Here is an 18,372-nt window from a genome sequence, read left to right as displayed (position 1 = left end):
GGCGTTTCGCTGCTGGAAATGCTGCTGGTGGTGGCCCTGATCGCGATCATCGGGGTGATCACCGCCACCGCCATGAACGGCGGCATCGACGGCATGCGGCTGCGCAATGCCGGCAAGGAAGTGGCCAGCCAACTGCGCTACACGCGCACCCAGGCCATCGCCACCGGTGAACGCCAGCGCTTCCTGATCGATCCGCAGGCACGCACCTGGGAAGCCGCCAATGGCCGCCACGGCAGCCTGCCTGATGCACTCGACGTCCATTTCCGCGGTGCCGGCCAGGTGGCCGGAGTGGCCAGTGGCAAGGGCGGCATCGCGTTCCATCCCGACGGCGGTTCCAGCGGCGGCACGATCGAACTGGGCGTGCGTGATGCACTGTGGCGCATCGACGTGAGCTGGATCACCGGCGAGGTGCGCTCCGGCCCGGTGCGGGGCACACCATGAAACGCCAGCGCGGCTATTCGCTGCTGGAAGTGATCGTCGCCTTCGCGCTGCTGGCGCTGGCGCTGACGCTGCTGCTGGGCAGTCTTTCCGGGGCCGCACGCCAGGTGCACAACGCCGACCTGCGCACCCGCGCGATGCTGCACGCGCAGTCGCTGCTGGCGGCGAGCGGTATCGAGCAGCCGTTGCAGGAAGGGCGGTCGCAGGGCGACTGGGAAGACGGCAGCTACCGCTGGGAGCTGCAGGTGGAACCGTATGTCGATGCACGCGCGAGTGCGCTGCCGCAGGGCGCCATGAACGCCGTCAGCGGGCCGACGCTGGCGCAGCTGACCCTGCAGGTGCGCTGGGGCGAAGGCGATGGTGAACGCCTGCAGTGGCGTTCGCTGCGGTTGTTGCCGGACACGCCGGAGGCGGCGAGATGAGCCGGCGCGGCGCCCGCGGCTTCACCCTGATCGAAGTACTGCTGGCCACCGTGCTGCTGGTCGGTGGGCTGGCGCTGGCCTTCGCCACCGTGCGCTCGGCGATGAACATCGCCCAGCGTGGCGAACGCGTGGCCGCGCAGAACGAGCGCATGCGCGCGGTGGAAGGCTTCCTGCGCCGTCGCCTGAGCATGGCGCTGCCGACCGCCGCCGAGCCGCCCGATCCCACCCGCGAACCCCTGTATTTCCGGGGCGAGCCGCAGCGCATGCTGTTCGTCTCCGAACTGCCGGGGTATCTCGGCCGCGGCGGGCCCTACGTGCATGAGCTGCAGGTCAACCGCAACGGCGATGCGCTGCGGTTGGAGGTGGCCCTCACCCTGGTGCAGAACGGCGAGCGCATCGACGAAACCCCGCCGCGGGCGCCGGAACTGCTGGCCGACGCGCTGCGCGAGGTCGCGTTCCGGTATCGCGGCATCGACCCGCGCAATGGCCAGCTGGGCGAGTGGCAGACGCGCTGGGATGACACCCGGCGGCTGCCGCTGCTGGTGGAGATCCGCATCGTGCCGCAGCAGGGCCCGGCGTGGCCGCCGATGGTGGCGGCGTTGTCGCAGTCGCGCGGGCCGCGCTCGTGAGGCGCGCGCGTGGTGCGGCGCTGGTGCTGGTGCTGTGGCTGATCGCGCTGCTCACTGCCGTGGTCGGCGCGTTCGCGCTCAGCGCGCGCATCGAACACCTGCAGCAGCGGGTGATCGGTGACGATGCGATCGGCCAGGAGTACGCGCGCGCTGGGCTTGAGTACGCCCTGTTCCGCCTGCGTCCCTCGGCGCTGCAGCCGCCGTGGCAGGCCGACGGCCGTCGCTACCGCTGGACCTTCGATGGGCGCCGGATCGACCTGCGGATCATCGACGAGAACGGCAAGATCAACCTCAACCTGGCCGATACCGCCTTGCTGACCGCGTTCCTGCGCGCGCTGGACGTGGAACCCGCGCGCGCGCAGCAGCTGGCGGGCGCCATCGCCGACTGGCGCGATCCCGACAGCCTCAAACAGCCCGGTGGCGGTGCCGAGACGGCTGACTACCAGGCCGCAGGCGTGCCTTATGGCGCGCGCAACGGGCGTTTTGAGACGCTCGGCGAGCTGCAGCGGGTGTTGGGCATGGACGCCGACCTGTATGAACGGATGGAACCGATGCTGACCCTGTACAGTCGGCAGTCGCGCCCGGATCCGCGGTTCGCGGCCGGGCCGGTGTTGAACGCGCTCGGGCTGGATGCCGAGCGCCTGCTGGCCGAACGCGAGCGAGCCCAAGCGGCCGGCGACGAAAACGTGACCGGCGCGCTTGCCAGTGGCAGCGGCACCTATAGTATCGAGAGCCGCGCTCTGGACGAACGCGGACGGGTTTCGGTGTTGCGTGCGGTAGTGCGCATGGGCGCCGCAGGCACGCCGGGAACGACTTACACGGTACTTCGCTGGGAACAGGGAATGGCAGCACGATGACGGCATGGCGGGACAGTCTGGCGCAGGCACGGGGACGGTTCGCGCCCGGCGTGGGCAATGGCCTGCGCTGGTGGCGGCGTTCGCTGCTGGCGTGGCTGCCACTGCGCTGGCAGTGGGCCATGGGCTGGTCGCGCTCGCGCCTGCTGCTGTCGCGGCACGCCGAACAGCTGGTGCTGCGCCGCGACACCGCCGCCCAGCTGCAGGCCGTGGCCGAACTGCCGTGGCCGACCACGCCGGCCGACCTGGAACGGGTGCTGGATGCGCGCCTGCGCGCGCTGCCACGGCACTGGGTGCTGCCGGCCGCCGCCGTGCTGCGCCGCCCGCTGCGCCTGCCGGCGGCCGCCGCACCGCGCCTGCGCGATGTGGTGGGCTTCGAGATCGACCGGCAGACCCCGTTCGAGGCCAGCCAGGTCCATTACGACGTACGCGAACTGGACACCTTGCCCGACGGGCAGCTGCAGGTGGAGCTGGTGGTCATTCCGCGCCAGGCGCTGGAGCAGTGGTCGCAGCAGGCCGGCAGCTGGGCGCAGCAGCTGGCCGGCGTGGATGCCGATGACGGTACCGGGCAGCCGCTGGGCGTGAACCTGCTGCCGCCGACCCAGCGCCGGGTCACCCACGACCCGATGCGGCGCTGGAACCTGCTGCTCGCCGTCGCCACGGTGGTACTGCTGGCCTTGGCCGGCACCCAGTTGCTGGACAACCGCCAGGCGGCCGCCGATCGCCTGCGCGAGCAGGTCGATGCCGCCGCACACGACGCGCGCCGCGTGGCGGCGCAGCGCCAGCAGCTGCAGGAGCTGGTCGACGGCGCTGCGTTCCTGGAGGCCAAGCGCGCCGAACATGCCAGCACCGTGGAGCTGTGGAACGAACTGACCCGGCTGCTGCCCGATGGCACCTACCTGGAAAAGCTTTCTGTTGAAGGCAACACGCTGCAGCTCATCGGGCTGAGCCGTGAGGCCTCGCAGCTGGTGTCGCTGCTGCAGGATTCACCGCTGTGGCGCAAGGTCAACCTGACCGGCGTGCTGCAGGCCGATGGCGGCGCCGCCGGCCGTGACCGCTTCACCCTCACTGCCGAACTGCAGCCGTTGCCGGGTGCCCCGGCCGCCGCCACGCCTGCTCCGGAGGTTGCCGATGGCAATGCCGCCAACACGCCGTGACCGCTGGCTGGCACTGGCGTTGCTGCTGGCGGTGATCACGCTGGCCTACCTGCTGCTGGTGCACCCGTGGTTCACCCGGCCGCTGCTGGACATCAACCAGGGCATTGCCGGGCTGCAGGAACGCGAGCAGCGCGTGCAGGCCCAGCTGCAGCAGCGTGGGCAGGTGCAGCAGCGCCTGCAGCAGGTGCAGACGGCACTGGAAGGACGCCCGGGCTTCCTGCGCGAGCCCACCGCCGAATCAGCCGCGGCCGCGTTGTCGAGCCGGCTGCAGGATGCGGTCGCGTCGGCCAGCCCCGGCAACCGCAGCTGCACCATCAGCAACCGCTCGCCGCTGACCGATACCGCGCGCGATGCGCAGTTCCCGCGCGTGGCCCTGCAGGTCCGCCTGCGCTGTGGCGTGCCGGAAATGGCCGCAGTGCTGCACACGCTGGAAACCGGCAGCCCGCGCCTGTTCGTGAACAACCTCAACCTGCTGGCGCAGCGGTTCCAGGCCTCGCCCAACGAGACCGGCACCGGCCTGGACGTGTCGTTCGAACTGGTCGGCTACCTCCGACCCGGTGCAGGCAACGAGGCTGCCGCCGCGCCGCTCGTGCCGGCCCCCGAACCTGCGCCGGCAGGGCTGGAACCCGTGGGGTCGGCCATGGCGGCGCCGACCGACCCCGGCACGGCCGAACCGGTCGAGGAGGGCGCCAATGAAGATTGAGCTGGCCCCCCTGAGAAGCTGGTGGCTGGGCGGCGTGGCCGCCTGGGCGGCCGCGATCTGGATTGCCACGCTGTTCGGCGCGGGCGGACGCATCGCCCCGGCCGGTGCCGGCGACCGGGCCGCACCGCCGCTGCCGACCCTGGCCGCGGCCGCGCCGGAGCGCATCGCCTCGGCCGAGGCCTACGCCGCCATCGGCGCGCGGCCGCTGTTCGCCGAAGACCGCAAGCCGCGCCCGTACCTGCTGGGCGGCAGCGAGCCCGGCAGCAGCGCGAGCGCGGTGACCCTCACCGGGGTGCTGCTCACCTCCGAATTCGGCATGGCCATTCTCACCACCGACCAGAAGCAGTCGCTCCGCCTGCGCCTCAACGGCGATGCGGTCAATGGCTGGCAACTGCTTGCACTGGAGCCGCGCAGTGCCACCGTCACCGGTCCCGGCGGCACCCAGACACTGGAACTGGTGACCTTCAGCGGGCAGGGCGGCGAACCGCCTACCGTGCTGGGCACCGCGGCCGGCGCTGCGCAGGCCAACGGCGCGCGCCCGCCGGCTCCCGCGCCGCTGCAGAACGCGGGCCGCGGACCCACAACGAACTTCACCGGCGCGCCGCCGCCGGCGGCGCAGGCAGCGGCGGAAGCCGCCGCCAATGCAGCCGCTGAAGCCGCAGCCGCAGCGCAGAAACCGGCCGCGCAGGGTCCAAGCGAAGAACAGATGCAGGCCATCCGCGCCCGCATCCAGGCGCGTCGCCAGCAATTGCAGCAGCAACAGTCGCAGCAGCCGCCCGCAGGCGGCTCCGGCCAAACCAAATAGAGTGAAAGCATGACATTGCGTCTTTTCTCCCTGTCGTTCGCCGTGGCCCTGCTTGCAGGCTGCGCCTCCGTACCCGGTCCCGAGGTGCGGCGTGATGCGGTTCTTGATGGCAAGCACCAGGTGGTGGCCGGTGACGGCTCGCGCGACGGCGTGGACGCGCAGCCGCTGAACGCCGACGGCGCGCCGCAGCCGGTGATCCGCCGCGGCAGCGGCACCATGATCAACCGCAGTGCCGCCGCGGCACCGTCGCCCGCGCTGGCGCAGGCCAGCACCGGCACCGCCACCTTCAACTTCGAAGGCGAGTCGGTGCACGCGGTGGTCAAGGCGATCCTGGGCGACATGCTGGGCCAGAACTACGTGATCGCGCCGGGCGTGCAGGGCACCGTGACCCTGGCCACGCCCAAGCCGGTGTCCTCGGCCCAGGCCTTGAACCTGCTGGAAATGGTGCTGGGCTGGAACAACGCGCGCATGGTCTACAGCGGCGGCCGCTACAACATCGTCGCCGCCGACCAGGCATTGGCCGGCACGGTAGCACCGAGCACCGCGCCGGCGGCCAATGCGCGCGGTTTCGAAGTGCGCGTCATCCCGCTGCAGTACATCTCCGCCACTGAAATGAAGAAGGTGCTGGAGCCTTACGCGCGCCCGAACGCGATCGTCAACGTCGACAGCGGCCGCAACGTGATCACCCTCGGCGGCACCCGCAGCGAACTGGAAAACTACCTGCGCACGGTCGAGATCTTCGATGTGGACTGGCTGTCGGGCATGTCGGTGGGCGTGTTCCCGATCCAGACCGGCAAGGCCGAGCAGGTCGCGGCCGATCTCGAAAAGGTGTTCGGCGAAGAGAGCAAGACCCCCAGCGCCGGCATGTTCCGCTTCCTGCCGCTGGAAAATGCCAACGCGGTGCTGGTGATCACGCCGCAGGCACGCTATCTGGACCAGATCCAGCAGTGGCTGGAACGCATCGACACGGCCGGCGGCAGCGCCAGGCTGTTCTCCTACGAACTGCGCTATGTCAAAGCCAAGGACCTGGCCGAGCGCCTGGCCGAAGCCTTTGCCAGCGAAAACAGCCGCAGCGGGCGCGGCGGTGGCGGTTCTCTTGCACCGGGTGCGATCACCCAGGAGCTGGGCAGCCGCGACGGCACCAGTGGCAACAGCCTCAACAGCACCGGCAGCACGGGTACCTCCCGCACCGGCGGCATGGGCGATGGCACCATGAGCCTGCCGCAGCGCCAGCCGGGCAACGCCAGTTTCAACCTGGAAATCCAGGGCGATACGGTCGGCGTATCGGCGGTGGAGGAAACCAACACCTTGCTGGTTCGGTCCACCCCGCAGGCGTGGCGTTCGATCCGCGAAGTCATCGAGAAGCTCGACGTGATGCCGATGCAGGTACACATCGAAGCGCAGGTGGCCGAAGTGGCCCTGACCGGCGACCTCGCCTACGGCGTGAACTGGTTCTTCGAACAGGCGGTGGCCACCGGCAAGACCGAAAGCGGCATCGACCTGCCCAGCGCGCTGGGTCGTTCGATCTGGGGCAGCATTTCCGGCCGTGTGGGTGACAACGGGCTGGGCTGGACCTTCCTGGGCAAGAACGCCGCTGCGGTGGTCACCGCGCTGGACAAGGTGAGCAACCTGCGGCTGCTGCAGACCCCGTCCATCTTCGTGCGCAACAACGCCGAAGCCACGCTCAACGTCGGCACCCAGATCCCGATCAACTCCGTATCGGTCAACACCGGCGTGGGCGGCGACAACACCTACAGCCAGGTGCAGTACCTGGACACCGGCGTGATCCTGAAAGTGCGCCCGCGCATCACCCGCGATGGCGTGGTGTTCCTGGACATCGTGCAGGAAGTCAGCTCGGCCGGCGCCATTCCGTCCGGCTGCGATCCCACCCGCACCACCTGCAACCCGCCCATCAACACCCGCAAGATCTCCACCGAAGCGGCGGTGCAGAGCGGCGACACCATCATGCTGGCCGGCCTGATCACCAATTCCGACGAGAACGGCGCCAACGGCGTGCCGGGCCTGAGCCGGATCCCCGTGATCGGCGCGCTGTTCGGCAGGAAGACCCAGAATACCGACCGCTCCGAAGTGATCGTGCTGCTCACTCCGACCATCGTGCGCAACGCGCAGGAGTCGAGGAACCTTACCGACGAGTACAGCAACCGCTTCCGTGCCATGGAACCGTTCCCGTCCCGCCCCAAGCGCTGAGTCCTGTTACGCTGCGGCCACGACGCCGCACACAGGGGGACGGATGGGAACGATCGTGTTGCTGCCGATCGGAGTCGATGACAGCGCGCTGGACCGCTGCCTGGCCGCGCTGGATGCGGGCACGCCGGCGCGGACGCCGGTGTGGCTGGCCGACGATGGCCAGGCCGGGCCGCGCGCGCAGGCGGTGATCGAGCACTGGCTGGAAAGCACCCCGCTGCGGGCCGAATACACCCGCCGCGCCCGCGCGATCGGCGAAGTGGCGCACCTGGATGAAATGCTGCGCGCCTGCGAAGGCGGGGACGTGGTGGTGCTGGCGCCCGATGCGGCGCCCGCGCCGGGCTGGCTGCAGCAGCTGGAAGCCTGCTTTGCGCGGGATGCCTCGATCGGCTCGGCCACGCCGTGGTGCAATGCAGGTGAAACGGCGGCCTGGCCACGGCTGGGCGAGATCAACCCGGTGCCGGACGATCTGTCCGCGGTGGCGCAGGCGTGCGCCGCACTGCCCACGCTGGACCCGGAACTGCCTTCGGCGGTGACCCACGCGGTCTTGCTGCGTGCCAACGCGCGACGCAGGGCCGGCGGCCTGGACGTGCACAGCTATGGCTCGTGGAACGCGGCGTTGATCGACCTGAGCCTGCGGATGGCCGGCCTGGGCTGGCGCAACGCGCTGTGCGCCAATGCGTATGTCGCGCGCGACGGTGAGGCGCAGGCGTACGACGGCGACCTGGAGGCGCTGGGGACGCGTTGGCCGACCTGGCAGCCACGGTTGGCCGGTTTCCTGATGGGCGATCCATTGCTGCAGGTCAGGCAGGACCTGCAGCGCCTGCACCAGCAGGCGATAATGCCCCGGTCGCAGGGCGATCTGTTCGGATCGCCCGCCGCACCCGCTCCGGAGCCGCCTGTTTGAATCCCTGCATTGCCGTCATCATCGTCAGCTACCAGAGTGCCAGCACCCTGGACGCCTGCCTGACGCGGCTGCGCGCGGCCGACGAAGTCGCCGAGATCCGCGTGGTCGACAACAATTCCGACGACGGCACGCTGGAGATCGTGCAGCGCCACGCCACGGCAGACCTGCGCGTGCGTTTCATCGCCAACCCCGACAACCCGGGCTTCGCCGCCGCCAACAACCAGGGCGTGGCCGACAGCCAGGCGCCGTGGCTGGCCTTCATCAACCCCGACCTGATGGTCGAAGCCGGCACGCTGGCACAGCTGCGCGCCCGCGGTGAGGTGTTGGGCGATTGCGTGCTGGGCGTGGAGCAGGTGGACGAGCAGGGCCAGCCCGATGCGGCGGTGCGCCGCCGCGATCCCGATTTCGGCGCCATGCTGCGCCACCCGGGGCAGGGCGCGAAGCTGGCCATTCCGGCCGACCCGTCGCAGGTGCTGCAGGTGGTGCCGGCGCTGTCCGGGGCGCTGCTGCTGATGCCGCGTACGCTGTTCGACCGCATCGGCGGCTGGGATGCCGGCTACCGCCTGCATGCCGAAGACCTGGACCTGTGCCGCCGCGCACGCGAGGCCGGCGCGGTGGTGGCCATCGCCAACGACCTGCGGGTGGTGCACGTGCGCGGTGTATCCAGCCGCTCGCGGCCGTTCTTCGTGGAATGGCACAAGCACCGTGGCCTGTGGCGCTACTTCCGCCGGTTCGAGGCGCCCCGGCGCAACCTGCTGGTGCAGGCCGCCGTATGGGGCGCGATCTGGGCGCACGCCGCGGCCCAGATCCCGCGGTTGCTCCGCAACCGCTGAGGCGCGTACCGACCAACGGTCGGTACCTGCCGGGGCGTGGGCATGATCCCGGGTGTCACTGAGGCGCGGCGCGGTAGGTACCGACCGTTGGTCGGTACATGCGGGCAGGCGCATAATCCGGGCATGATCATCCAGTCCCTGCTCGACACCGACCTGTATAAATTCACCATGATGCAGGCGGTGCTGCACCAGCACCCCGGCGCGCAGGTCCAGTACCGGTTCAAGTGCCGCACGCCGGGCATTGACCTGGCCCGCTTCATCGACCAGATCAACGCCGAAATCGACCACCTGTGCCAGCTGCGCTTCAGCACCGAAGAGCTGGACTACATGCGCGGGCTGCGTTTCGTGAAGCCGGACTTCGCCGATTTCCTCGGCCTGTTCCACCTGGACCGCAAGTACATCGACCTGCGTCCGTCGCAGGCCGTCCCGGGCGAGATCGAGCTGGACATCACCGGGCCATGGCTGCACACCATCCTGTTTGAAGTGCCGCTGCTGGCGATCATCAACGAAGTCTGGTTCCGCAACACCAGTAACCCGGACTTCGCCGAAGGCGAGCGCCGCCTGCAGGCCAAGACCGCGCTGCTGCGCGATACGCCCGGCTTCGAGCTGTGCCGCATTGCCGACTACGGCAGCCGCCGCCGCTACTCGCGGGACTGGCACGCACGCATGCTGCCGATGATGCGCGATGCGCTGGGCGAGCAGTTCGTGGGTACCAGCAACGTGCATTTTGCGCGCCTGTACGGCATGACTCCGCACGGCACCATGGCGCATGAGTACCTTCAGGCCTTCCAGGCGCTTGGCCCGCGGCTGCGCGATTCGCAGGTGGCGGCACTGGAATCGTGGGCGCGCGAGTATCGCGGCGACCTCGGCATCGCGCTGTCCGACGTGGTCGGGCTGGACGCGTTCCTGCGCGATTTCGACATGTATTTCTGCAAGCTGTTCGATGGCGTGCGCCATGATTCGGGCGACCCCTTCAGCTGGGGCGACCGCATGCTGGCGCACTTCAAGGAGCGCCGCGTGGACCCGCGCAGCAAGGTGCTGGTGTTCAGCGACGGGCTCAACATCGAAAAAGTGATGCGCCTGTTCGATTACTTCCGTGGCCGCTGCCAGGTCGCGTTCGGGGTGGGCACCCACCTCACCAACGACCTGGGCCCGACCCCGCTCAACATCGTGATCAAGATGGTCCGCTGCAACGGCCAGCCGGTGGCCAAGCTGAGCGATTCGCCGGGCAAGAGCATGTGCGACGACCCGGGCTACCTGGCGTACCTGCGCCAAGTATTCGAACTTCCGCCGGAATAGCGTAACGACCAACGGTCGTTACCTACCGCCGATGACGCATTGACCGTGTACGGACCAACGGTCGTTACCTACTCCAACGCGTACCGGGCAACGAACAACGCGGCAACCAACCACACGGCCGGATGCACTTCCCGCCACCGCCCGGTACCGGCCTTCAGCACCGCAAAGGCAATGAACCCGAACGCCAACCCGTTGGCGATCGAATAGGTAAACGGCATCGCCAGCGCACACAGCGCTGCCGGCACCGATTCGGTCAGGTCATTCCATTCCACATCCACCAGCTCACGCAGCATCAGACCGGCCACGAACAGCAGCGCCGGCGCGGTGGCATAGCCGGGCACCATGCCGGCCAGCGGCGAGAACAGCAGCGCGGCCAGGAACAACGCGGCCACCACCAGCGCGGTGAGTCCGGTGCGGCCACCGGCCTGCACGCCGGAGGCGCTTTCGGCGAAGGCGGTGGTGCTGCTGGTGCCCAGCAGTGAGCCGGCGACGATGGCGGTGCTGTCGGCCAGCAGCGCACGCCCAAACCGCTTCTGCGCACCGGGCAGCTTGAGCAGGCCGGCACGGCCGACCACGCCATACAAGGTGCCGGTGGCATCGAACACCTCGACCAGCACGAACACCAGCACCACCTGCAGCAGCACGGCGATGGGCGCGCCGCCGTCGTGGTGCAGCAGGCCGGGCAGGTCCAGTTGCAGGAAGGTGGGCGCCAGGCTGGGCGGCAGCGAGATCACGCCCTGGTACTGCACGGCGCCCAGCAGCCAGGCGGCGCCGGTGACCGCGAGAATGCCGATCAGGATGGCACCGCGCACGCGCCGTGCTTCGAGGATGGCAATCAGCAGGAAGCCGGCCAGGGCCAGCAGCGGCGGGGCGGCATTGAGCGGGCCAAGCGCGACCAGGGTGTCGGGGTTGGCGATGATCACGCCGGACTTCTGCAGGGCGATGATGGCCAGGAACAGGCCGATGCCAGCCACGATCGAGGCGCGCAGCGAGGCAGGAATACCGGCCACCAGCCAGGCGCGCACGCCGGTCAGCGACAGCGCCAGGAACACCAGGCCGGAGATGAACACGGCGGCCAATGCCTGTTGCCACGGCAGGCCGGCGGCACCAACCACGGTGAAGGCGAAGAACGCATTCAAGCCCATGCCGGGGGCCATGCCCACGGGGAAGTTGGCGGCGAACGCCATCACCAGCGAGCCCAGCGCGGCGGCCAGGCAGGTGGCGACGAACACGGCGCCGGGATCCATGCCGGTGGTGGACAGGATGTCGGGATTGACGAAGACGATGTAGGACATCGTCAGGAACGTGGTCAGCCCGGCCAGCAGTTCGGTGCGCACGGTGGTGCCGTGCTGTTTGAGCTGGAACAGGTTTTCAAGCAGTTTCATGGTGGGGGTCCATGGGTGTTGGCAGCTTTCGAGGGAGGCCGGCGGCCTCCCTGCGCGCAGCAATGAAACGCTGCCGCTGACCTCGCGCCACGACCAACGGCCGTGGCCTACCACAATGCAAAACGGCCGCGCGAGCGCGGCCGTTTTCGCTTTTCTTATTTCAGCGCCTTGAAGCGCAGGCGCTTCGGGGCGGCGTCGTCGCCCATGCGGCGGCGCTTGTCTTCTTCGTATTCGCGGTAGTTGCCCTGGAAGAACTCCACGTGCGAATCGCCTTCGAACGCCAGGATGTGGGTCGCGATGCGATCCAGGAACCAGCGGTCATGCGAAATGACGAACGTATTGCCCGGGAACTCCAGCAGTGCATCTTCCAGCGCACGCAGGGTTTCGATGTCCAGATCGTTCGACGGTTCGTCGAGCAGCAGCACGTTGCCACCCTGCAGCAGCGTCTTGGCCATGTGCAGGCGGCCACGCTCACCACCGGACAGCGAGCCGACCAGCTTCTGCTGGTCCTGGCCCTTGAAGTTGAAGCGGCCGATGTAGGCGCGCGACTGGATCTCGATGCCGTTGATGTTGAGGATGTCCAGGCCGCCGGCGATTTCCTGGAAGACGTTGTGGTTGCCTTCCAGCGCGTCGCGGCTCTGGTCCACGTAGGACAGCTTGACGGTCGGACCGACCACGATCTCGCCGGAATCCGGCTTCTCCTGGCCCGTGATCATCTTGAACAGGGTCGACTTACCGGCACCGTTGGGACCGATGATGCCCACGATCGCGCCGGCCGGGACCAGGAAGCTCAGTTCGTCGAACAGCAGGCGGTCGCCGAACTTCTTGGACACGTTCTTGAACTCCATCACCGAATTGCCCAGGCGCTCGCCCGGCGGGATGAAGATTTCATTGGTTTCGTTGCGCTTCTGGTAATCGACCGACTGCAGCTCTTCCAGGCGGGCCAGACGGGCCTTGCCCTTGGTGCGGCCGCCCTTGGCGTTCTGGCGCGACCACTCCAGTTCCTTCTGGATCGCCTTCTGGCGCGACTTTTCCTGGTTGTCTTCCTGCTTCAGGCGCTCGTCCTTCTGCATCAGCCAGTCGGTGTAGTTGCCCTTCCACGGAATGCCGCGACCGCGGTCCAGTTCCAGGATCCACTCCGCCGCGTTGTCCAGGAAGTAGCGGTCATGGGTGACGGCCACCACGGTGCCGGTGTAGCGCGCCAGGAACTGTTCCAGCCATTCCACCGACTCGGCATCGAGGTGGTTGGTCGGTTCGTCGAGCAGCAACATGTCCGGCTTCTGCAGCAGCAGGCGGCACAGCGCCACGCGGCGCTTTTCACCACCGGACAGCTTGCCCACGATGGCATCCCACGGCGGCAGGCGCAGCGCATCGGCGGCCACGTCCAGCTGGTTTTCCAGGGTGTGCGAATCGCCGGCGGCCAGGATCGCCTCGAGGCGCTCCTGTTCCTTGGCCAGCTTGTCGAAATCGGCACCTTCTTCGGCATAGGCCAGATACACCGCGTCCAGCGCGGCCTGGGCCTGCAGCACCTCGCCCACGCCTTCCTCGACCGCTTCGCGCACGGTCTTGGTCGGGTCCAGCTCCGGTTCCTGGGCCAGGTAGCCGACCTTGATACCGGGCTGCGGGCGGGCTTCGCCCTCGAAGTCGGTGTCCACGCCGGCCATGATCTTCAGCACCGTGGACTTGCCGGCGCCGTTCAGGCCCAGCAGGCCGATCTTGGCACCCGGGAAGAACGACAGCGAGATGTCCTTGATGATCTGCCGCTTGGGCGGGACCACCTTGCTGACTTTGTTCATCGTGTAGATGTATTGCGAGGACATGAGCTCTCCGAAGACGCGACCCTGCGCCCGTTCCGTCAGGAACAAGCACAGATGAAAAGGGATGACGCCAATTATAGCCGGAAGCGCCGGCCACCGCCGGGCGGGCCGTCAGGCGGGGCTTGCCGCTGCCTGAATGGGTCGTCAAGCTGCCTGGAATGGAAACCGTTTCCAGCCGGAAACCGTTCAGACGACGTCAGCATGATGGAGCCATCACTCCACCAAGCGAGGCCAGTCATGCGTATGAATCGAATTGTGGTCGGGACCGTTGCCTCGCTGCTTGCCCTGGGCAGCATCGCCCCGGCGTTCGCCGACGACCATCGCGGCCGCGGCCACGACCGCCACCACGACGATCGTCACGACCGTCGCCACGACCGCCACGACTGGCGCGACGACCACCGCCGTGAAGCCCGCCACGATCGCCGCTACTACGACAACCGTGGCTACTACCGCCCGGCACCGCCGCCGCGCGTGGTCTACCGCCCGGCCCCCGGCCGGGGCTATGGCTGGGCACGCGGTCACCGCTACAACGAGTACTACCGGGGCCCGGTCTACGTGGTCAACGACTACAGCCGCTACTCGGTGCGCCGTCCACCGCGTGACCACCATTGGATCCGAGACGACCGTGGCAACCTGCTGCTGGTCGCCATCGCCACCGGCATCATCGCCGACTACGTGATCAACAACCGGTAAGCCCGGAACGCAACTTCTTCGTTCTACAGAGCGAAACAGCCGGTCAGAACGCCATCGACCAGTCCAGCTGCGCGCCCACATCGCGCTGGCCGTCACCCTCACGCCCCTGCATCTGCAGCGACAGCCGGCTGTTGGCGCTGGGGCTGACCGCCACGCCCAGCTGGGCCAGCACGCTGCTGCGTGCCAGCGGTGCACCGGCAATGGTGAAGTCCTGCGTACCGCCGACGAAGCGCGCGGTGGTGGTGGGCAGACGGTCGCCATCGGCGTACTGCCAGCCCACGCGCGCGGTCAGCACGGCGCGGTCCTGCAGGCCCCCGCTGATGTCCCAGTCGGCCTTCAGCGCGGCCAGGCCGGTGCGGTACCGGCTGTCGGCCGCACCCAGGCGCAGCGCGCTGTCGCCGCCGCGTTCCTGCCCGCCATCGCTTTCCAGCCGTACCTGGGCCAGTTCGATTTCCGGGGTCAGCTGCAGGCGCGGACCGCCGAAGGACCAGCCGGCGCGCACGAACGCGGTGGTGCCGGTGGCGTCCTCGCGGGCCAGCAGCTCCTCGCTGAAGGTCGTACCCACCTGCGCGGTGCGGGTGGTGTCGGTGCGGTAGTCGGCCCGGGTCACGCCGCCGCGCAGGCTCAGGCCCTGCCAGCGGTAGCTGGCGTACACGCCGTACTCGGTCGCATCGGTCTCAGCCACCGCCGCACGCTCGCGCAGGCGGTTGTCCAGCTGCTGCTGGCCAGCGGCCACGCCCAGTTCCAGCGTGTCACCCAGCTGCCAGCCGGCACCGGCCATCAGGCCGTGCTGCTGGACGCGGGTGGCCGCATTCTGCGCGCTCGCATCGGTACGCATCTGCCCACCGCTGCCGGCCACCCAGGCCTGCACACCCGGCGCGATGTCACCGCTGATCGCGCGGCCATCCAGGTGGCGGTCGATCCCATCGTGCAGGAAGCGGTTCTGCAGCAGCGCGCCACGCGTGGCCGCATGCACTTCACCAGACAGGCTGTCGAAGGCCGGTACCACCTGCGGCACTTCCAGGCGCACCACCGCGTCGTACACCGCGTTGCCATCGCCCAGCGCTTCCACGGCGGTCGCCACTTCGCGCTGGTTGTCATTGACCACCACCTCGGGGAACGCCAGTTCCACCTCGGGCAGCGCGATGTCGTTACGCGCCATGGTCAGGTACACGTTGTTGGTGTCATAGCTCAGGGTGGGATCGAGGAAGGCGAAGTTGCTGGTCACACCGGCAAACGTGCCGTCCACGCCGTCACCGGCAGTGAGCACGGTGTAGCGCGTGGACACCTGCCAGTCGCCGGCCGCGGCCACCGCCACGGTGCCCGCGCCGCCCAGCGAGGCGATGCCGGCCACGTCCACCCGATCGCTGCGGCCATCGGCGGCCACGTCCACCGAGAAGGTGGCGCTCGGGTCGAACAGCAGGTCGCCTCGGATCGACAACCGGCCGATACCGCCGCTGACGCGGCTGCCCGGCGAGAGCACGCTGCCGCCCAGCAGCTGCACGCTGCCCAGGCTGCCGTTGCCGGCCAGCAGCGCACTGTTGTCCAGCTGCACCCAACCGCCCAGCGCGCCCTCCACTGCCAGCATGCCGCCGTTGACCACGGTGGTGCCGGTGAAGCCGCTGCTGTCGCCGGTGAGGGTCAGGAAGTGGCGTCCCTGGCGCAGGGTGCCTTCGCCGCTGAACTGACCGGCGTAGGTCAGCACGCGGGTGGTGTCGATCTGGAGCGTGCCGGCGCCGTCAATCTGCACGTCGCCGCCGTTGAGCGCATTGCCGGTCACGCGCAGGGTGCCGTCCTCGACACGGGTGAGGCCGCCGGTGGTGCCACCGCCCAGGGTCAGGGTGCCGCCATCGCGCTTGACCAGCGTGCTGCTGCTGTTGCCGCTGACATTGCCGGACAAGGTGGCGCTTTCACCGGTGGCTACCGCCACAGCGACTTCGCCCTGCAGCTGTACCGAATTGTTGAGGGCCACTGCATCGCCCAAGGCCAGGGTGGTGCCGTCGGCCATGCCCAGCCAGCCACCGCCCAGCGCGGCGCCGTTGGCCAGGGTCACGCTGCCTTCGTCGACCAGCAGCGCGCTGTTCCAGCCGGTGCTGTCGCCACGCAGCGTCAGCGTGCCGCTGCCGGTCTTGTGCAGTTTGCCCGGACCGGTGAAAGCGCGCGAGGTGGTCAGGCTGCCGTCGACCTCCACGTCGAACGTGGCGTCGGCGCTCAGCAGTACGGCCGTGTCGACCGACAGCGCGGTGCCGGTGCGCAGGGTGCCGCCGGCCATATCGAAGCGGGAGGCACCTTGGCCGTCGGACAGCACGGCGCTTGCGGTGCCAGTGCCCACGGCGAGCACCGCATCCTGCCCTACGGTCAGGGTGCCGCTGCTGCCCGCGTTGCGGGCCAGGAGGATGTCGCCGGCGATGTCGGCGCTGGCGCCATCGGCAACCGTGAAGGTGGCTTGGCCCGATTCGCCCACGCTCAGCGAGCTGCTGCTCCAGCTGGAGCCCGCGCCCGTCACCCCGATGGTTCCCTGGCCTTGGGCGGAATCCCCCACCAGCACGTTGCCCAACGCGACCGTGCCGCCGTTGGAGATGTCGAGGTTACCCACGCCGGCGTTGCCCACCCGCGTGGTGCCGCCGGTCTGTTCGACGCGGGCCCCGGTGCCGGACACCAGCAGGTCACCCCGTGAGCGATCGCTGGCCGAGATGGCGCCATTGCCGACCGCCAGGTCGCCCTGGATGTCCAGGCGGGCACCGTCGAGAACCTTGACCGTCGCCTTGCCCAGCTCACCGATGCTGAGCGCGCCGGTGTTCAGCCACTGGCTGCCCGCACCGGAGATTTCCGCTGACGCGTCGCCGGTGCGGGCCACGCCCAGCACCGCCGCCGCGCTGCTCAGCTGCCCGCCATCGAGCACCTGCAGCGTGCCGTAGCCCACATTGGCGATCCGCAGGGTGCCGCCGGTGGTGAACTGCGCATCGGCACCGTTGACCACCAGCACGCCGGTGCCATTGACACCGGCGCCCAGCTCGACATCGTTGGCGACTGCGACGGTGCCGCCGTTGTCGACATCCACCCGGCCCCAGCCGCTGGCGCCCAGGGTCAGCGAGGCCGCCTCCAGGCGCGAGCCCACGCCGGTCGCCCGCGCGGTGCCCACGCCGCTGGAGGCCATGCCCAGCGTGGTGGCGCCGAAACCGGCGCTGGCGCCGTCGGACACTTCAATGGCGCCCACGCCCGCGTTGCCCACGACCGTCTGGCCGCTGGTCTGCACGAAGCGGGCATCGGCACCGGACACAACCAGGTCACCACGCGAGCGCAGGCTGGCGGACAGCGCCTGGTTGCCCAGGTACAGGTTGCCGCGCACCTCGGCGCTGGCGCCATCGAGCACCTTCACGGTGCCCTTGCCGTACTCACCGATGTTGAGCACGCCGGTGTTCAGCCAGCGGCTGCCGGCACCGGAGATCTCGGCGACGCCCACGCCGGTGCGGGTGTTGCCGACGTAGCCGGTCACGCTGGTCATCTGGGCACCATCGAACACCTTGACGGTGCCGTTGCCTTCATTGCCCAGGAGCAGGGTCCGACCACTGGTGAAGCGCGAGGTGGCACCACTGACGTTGACCAGACCGGTGCCGGTAGGGCCCGCGCCGACATAGGCGTCGGTACCGATGGCCAGGGTGCCGCCGTTGTCGACGTCGACCTGGCCATTGCCCAGGTGGCCGACGCCGATGGTGGTCAGCGCGGTCCAGGTCGAGCCGGCGCCGGAGATGAGGATGCGGCCGTCGGCCGTGGAGGCGGTCCCCGCGCGATCACCGGTGCCGACGAAGATGGTGGCCGAGGTCAGCTGGCCGCCGCCGAGGATCGACAGGTTGCCGCGGCTGGTATAGCCGACGTGGATATGGTTGGTGCGCTCCCCGGTAAGGGTGACGTCGGCGGTACGGTTGCCATCGATATAGGCGGCCACCGAGCCGCTGGTCGGCTCGCCGGCTTCCCAGTTGCCGGCGTTGTCCCAGCGGGTGTCGAGGGTGCCGCGGAACTCGTTCCAGCCGTTGAGGCCGGCGAAGGCGGACGGCGCGGCGCAGGCCAGCGCGATGCCGGCAACCAGCGGCGCCACGCGCGGCGCGCGCCGGTCGATGCGGCGGGTGGCACGGCCGCCACGGGCGAACTCGGACACTACCTGAAGGCACTTCAGCGCGTGATTGAAGACCACGCGATACACATGATTCACAGCCAACCCCCGTTT

15 protein-coding genes are annotated in these 18,372 nt (G+C 69.1%); 12 read left to right on the top strand and 3 right to left on the bottom strand.

The genetic code is table 11. The annotated features are described in order from the left end of the window. The first annotated feature begins 18 nt into the window (after positions 1-18). The 11 genes from ACGFZ3_RS08770 to pncB all read left to right on the top strand — a co-directional run bounded on the left by ACGFZ3_RS08770 (position 19) and on the right by pncB (position 10,252). A complete protein-coding gene (locus tag ACGFZ3_RS08770) occupies positions 19-441 on the top strand; it encodes a GspH/FimT family pseudopilin (protein ID WP_392919936.1) in 423 nt (140 codons plus the stop codon). Further along, entirely contained in the window at positions 438-860 is a 423-nt protein-coding gene (locus ACGFZ3_RS08765) for a prepilin-type N-terminal cleavage/methylation domain-containing protein (protein ID WP_392919297.1), read from the top strand. The genes ACGFZ3_RS08770 and ACGFZ3_RS08765 overlap by 4 nt, the downstream gene beginning before the upstream one ends. Next, positions 857-1,489: a type II secretion system protein J gene (locus tag ACGFZ3_RS08760; RefSeq protein WP_392919294.1), complete on the top strand. Its 633-nt coding sequence runs from the start codon at positions 857-859 to the stop codon at positions 1,487-1,489. The genes ACGFZ3_RS08765 and ACGFZ3_RS08760 overlap by 4 nt, the downstream gene beginning before the upstream one ends. Further along, positions 1,486-2,346, top strand: coding sequence for a general secretion pathway protein GspK (locus tag ACGFZ3_RS08755; RefSeq protein ID WP_392919291.1), 861 nt, complete (start codon positions 1,486-1,488; stop codon positions 2,344-2,346). The genes ACGFZ3_RS08760 and ACGFZ3_RS08755 overlap by 4 nt, the downstream gene beginning before the upstream one ends. Continuing rightward, the gene (locus ACGFZ3_RS08750; RefSeq protein WP_392919289.1) at positions 2,343-3,500 is read left to right on the top strand and encodes a PilN domain-containing protein; all 1,158 of its coding nucleotides are present in this window, start codon (positions 2,343-2,345) and stop codon (positions 3,498-3,500) included. Before ACGFZ3_RS08755 ends, ACGFZ3_RS08750 begins: the two co-directional genes overlap by 4 nt. Continuing rightward, positions 3,475-4,203 carry a type II secretion system protein GspM gene (gene gspM, locus ACGFZ3_RS08745; RefSeq protein WP_392919286.1) on the top strand — a complete coding sequence of 243 codons (729 nt, stop codon included), beginning with the start codon at positions 3,475-3,477 and terminating at the stop codon, positions 4,201-4,203. Before ACGFZ3_RS08750 ends, gspM begins: the two co-directional genes overlap by 26 nt. Next, positions 4,193-5,008, top strand: a complete 816-nt coding sequence (locus tag ACGFZ3_RS08740; protein WP_392919283.1) for a hypothetical protein — start codon at positions 4,193-4,195, stop codon at positions 5,006-5,008. Before gspM ends, ACGFZ3_RS08740 begins: the two co-directional genes overlap by 11 nt. A gap of 9 nt (positions 5,009-5,017) precedes the next feature. Next, positions 5,018-7,216 (top strand): type II secretion system secretin GspD, encoded by a 2,199-nt coding sequence (gene gspD / locus ACGFZ3_RS08735; protein WP_392919280.1) that lies wholly within the window; start codon positions 5,018-5,020, stop codon positions 7,214-7,216. Between the two features lie 43 nt (positions 7,217-7,259). After that, positions 7,260-8,120 (top strand): glycosyltransferase family 2 protein, encoded by an 861-nt coding sequence (locus ACGFZ3_RS08730; protein WP_392919277.1) that lies wholly within the window; start codon positions 7,260-7,262, stop codon positions 8,118-8,120. After that, on the top strand, positions 8,117-8,953 hold the full coding sequence (locus ACGFZ3_RS08725; protein WP_392919273.1) for a glycosyltransferase family 2 protein: 837 nt from the start codon (positions 8,117-8,119) through the stop codon (positions 8,951-8,953). Before ACGFZ3_RS08730 ends, ACGFZ3_RS08725 begins: the two co-directional genes overlap by 4 nt. 123 nt (positions 8,954-9,076) lie before the next feature. Further along, on the top strand, positions 9,077-10,252 hold the full coding sequence (pncB, locus tag ACGFZ3_RS08720; RefSeq protein WP_392919270.1) for a nicotinate phosphoribosyltransferase: 1,176 nt from the start codon (positions 9,077-9,079) through the stop codon (positions 10,250-10,252). A 68-nt stretch (positions 10,253-10,320) separates the two neighbouring features. Here the strand turns inward: pncB and ACGFZ3_RS08715 are convergent, their stop codons facing one another. Together ACGFZ3_RS08715 and ettA are read right to left on the bottom strand one after the other, a co-directional pair. Then, positions 10,321-11,637, bottom strand: coding sequence for an NCS2 family permease (locus ACGFZ3_RS08715; protein ID WP_392919267.1), 1,317 nt, complete (start codon positions 11,635-11,637; stop codon positions 10,321-10,323). 155 nt (positions 11,638-11,792) lie between these two features. After that, on the bottom strand, positions 11,793-13,457 hold the full coding sequence (ettA, locus tag ACGFZ3_RS08710; RefSeq protein WP_392919264.1) for an energy-dependent translational throttle protein EttA: 1,665 nt from the start codon (positions 13,455-13,457) through the stop codon (positions 11,793-11,795). A 234-nt stretch (positions 13,458-13,691) separates the two neighbouring features. On the opposite strand from ettA, the gene ACGFZ3_RS08705 reads away from it, so the two are divergent. Next, the gene (locus ACGFZ3_RS08705; protein WP_392919261.1) at positions 13,692-14,147 is read left to right on the top strand and encodes an RcnB family protein; all 456 of its coding nucleotides are present in this window, start codon (positions 13,692-13,694) and stop codon (positions 14,145-14,147) included. A gap of 43 nt (positions 14,148-14,190) precedes the next feature. Here the strand turns inward: ACGFZ3_RS08705 and ACGFZ3_RS08700 are convergent, their stop codons facing one another. Continuing rightward, positions 14,191-18,348, bottom strand: coding sequence for an autotransporter domain-containing protein (locus ACGFZ3_RS08700; RefSeq protein ID WP_392919933.1), 4,158 nt, complete (start codon positions 18,346-18,348; stop codon positions 14,191-14,193). Between the last annotated feature and the right edge of the window lie 24 nt (positions 18,349-18,372).

It is taken from the genome of Stenotrophomonas sp. NPDC047960 (assembly GCF_043204395.1).
Taxonomy (GTDB): Bacteria; Pseudomonadota; Gammaproteobacteria; order Xanthomonadales; family Xanthomonadaceae; genus Stenotrophomonas.
Note: the sequence above shows the minus strand (reverse complement) of the source record. Positions and strands in the feature narration are given on the sequence as shown.

Excerpts from the sequence above, each read along its gene's own strand:
- gspM (WP_392919286.1), top strand. The coding sequence starts at position 3,475 with ATGGCAATGCCGCCAACACGCCGTGACCGCTGGCTGGCACTGGCGTTG.
- ACGFZ3_RS08715 (WP_392919267.1), bottom strand. The coding sequence starts at position 11,637 with ATGAAACTGCTTGAAAACCTGTTCCAGCTCAAACAGCACGGCACCACC.
- ACGFZ3_RS08760 (WP_392919294.1), top strand. The coding sequence starts at position 857 with ATGAGCCGGCGCGGCGCCCGCGGCTTCACCCTGATCGAAGTACTGCTG.
- ACGFZ3_RS08705 (WP_392919261.1), top strand. The coding sequence starts at position 13,692 with ATGCGTATGAATCGAATTGTGGTCGGGACCGTTGCCTCGCTGCTTGCC.
- ACGFZ3_RS08750 (WP_392919289.1), top strand. The coding sequence starts at position 2,343 with ATGACGGCATGGCGGGACAGTCTGGCGCAGGCACGGGGACGGTTCGCG.
- gspD (WP_392919280.1), top strand. The coding sequence starts at position 5,018 with ATGACATTGCGTCTTTTCTCCCTGTCGTTCGCCGTGGCCCTGCTTGCA.
- ACGFZ3_RS08730 (WP_392919277.1), top strand. The coding sequence starts at position 7,260 with ATGGGAACGATCGTGTTGCTGCCGATCGGAGTCGATGACAGCGCGCTG.
- ACGFZ3_RS08740 (WP_392919283.1), top strand. The coding sequence starts at position 4,193 with ATGAAGATTGAGCTGGCCCCCCTGAGAAGCTGGTGGCTGGGCGGCGTG.
- ettA (WP_392919264.1), bottom strand. The coding sequence starts at position 13,457 with ATGTCCTCGCAATACATCTACACGATGAACAAAGTCAGCAAGGTGGTC.
- pncB (WP_392919270.1), top strand. The coding sequence starts at position 9,077 with ATGATCATCCAGTCCCTGCTCGACACCGACCTGTATAAATTCACCATG.
- ACGFZ3_RS08770 (WP_392919936.1), top strand. The coding sequence starts at position 19 with ATGCTGCTGGTGGTGGCCCTGATCGCGATCATCGGGGTGATCACCGCC.
- ACGFZ3_RS08765 (WP_392919297.1), top strand. The coding sequence starts at position 438 with ATGAAACGCCAGCGCGGCTATTCGCTGCTGGAAGTGATCGTCGCCTTC.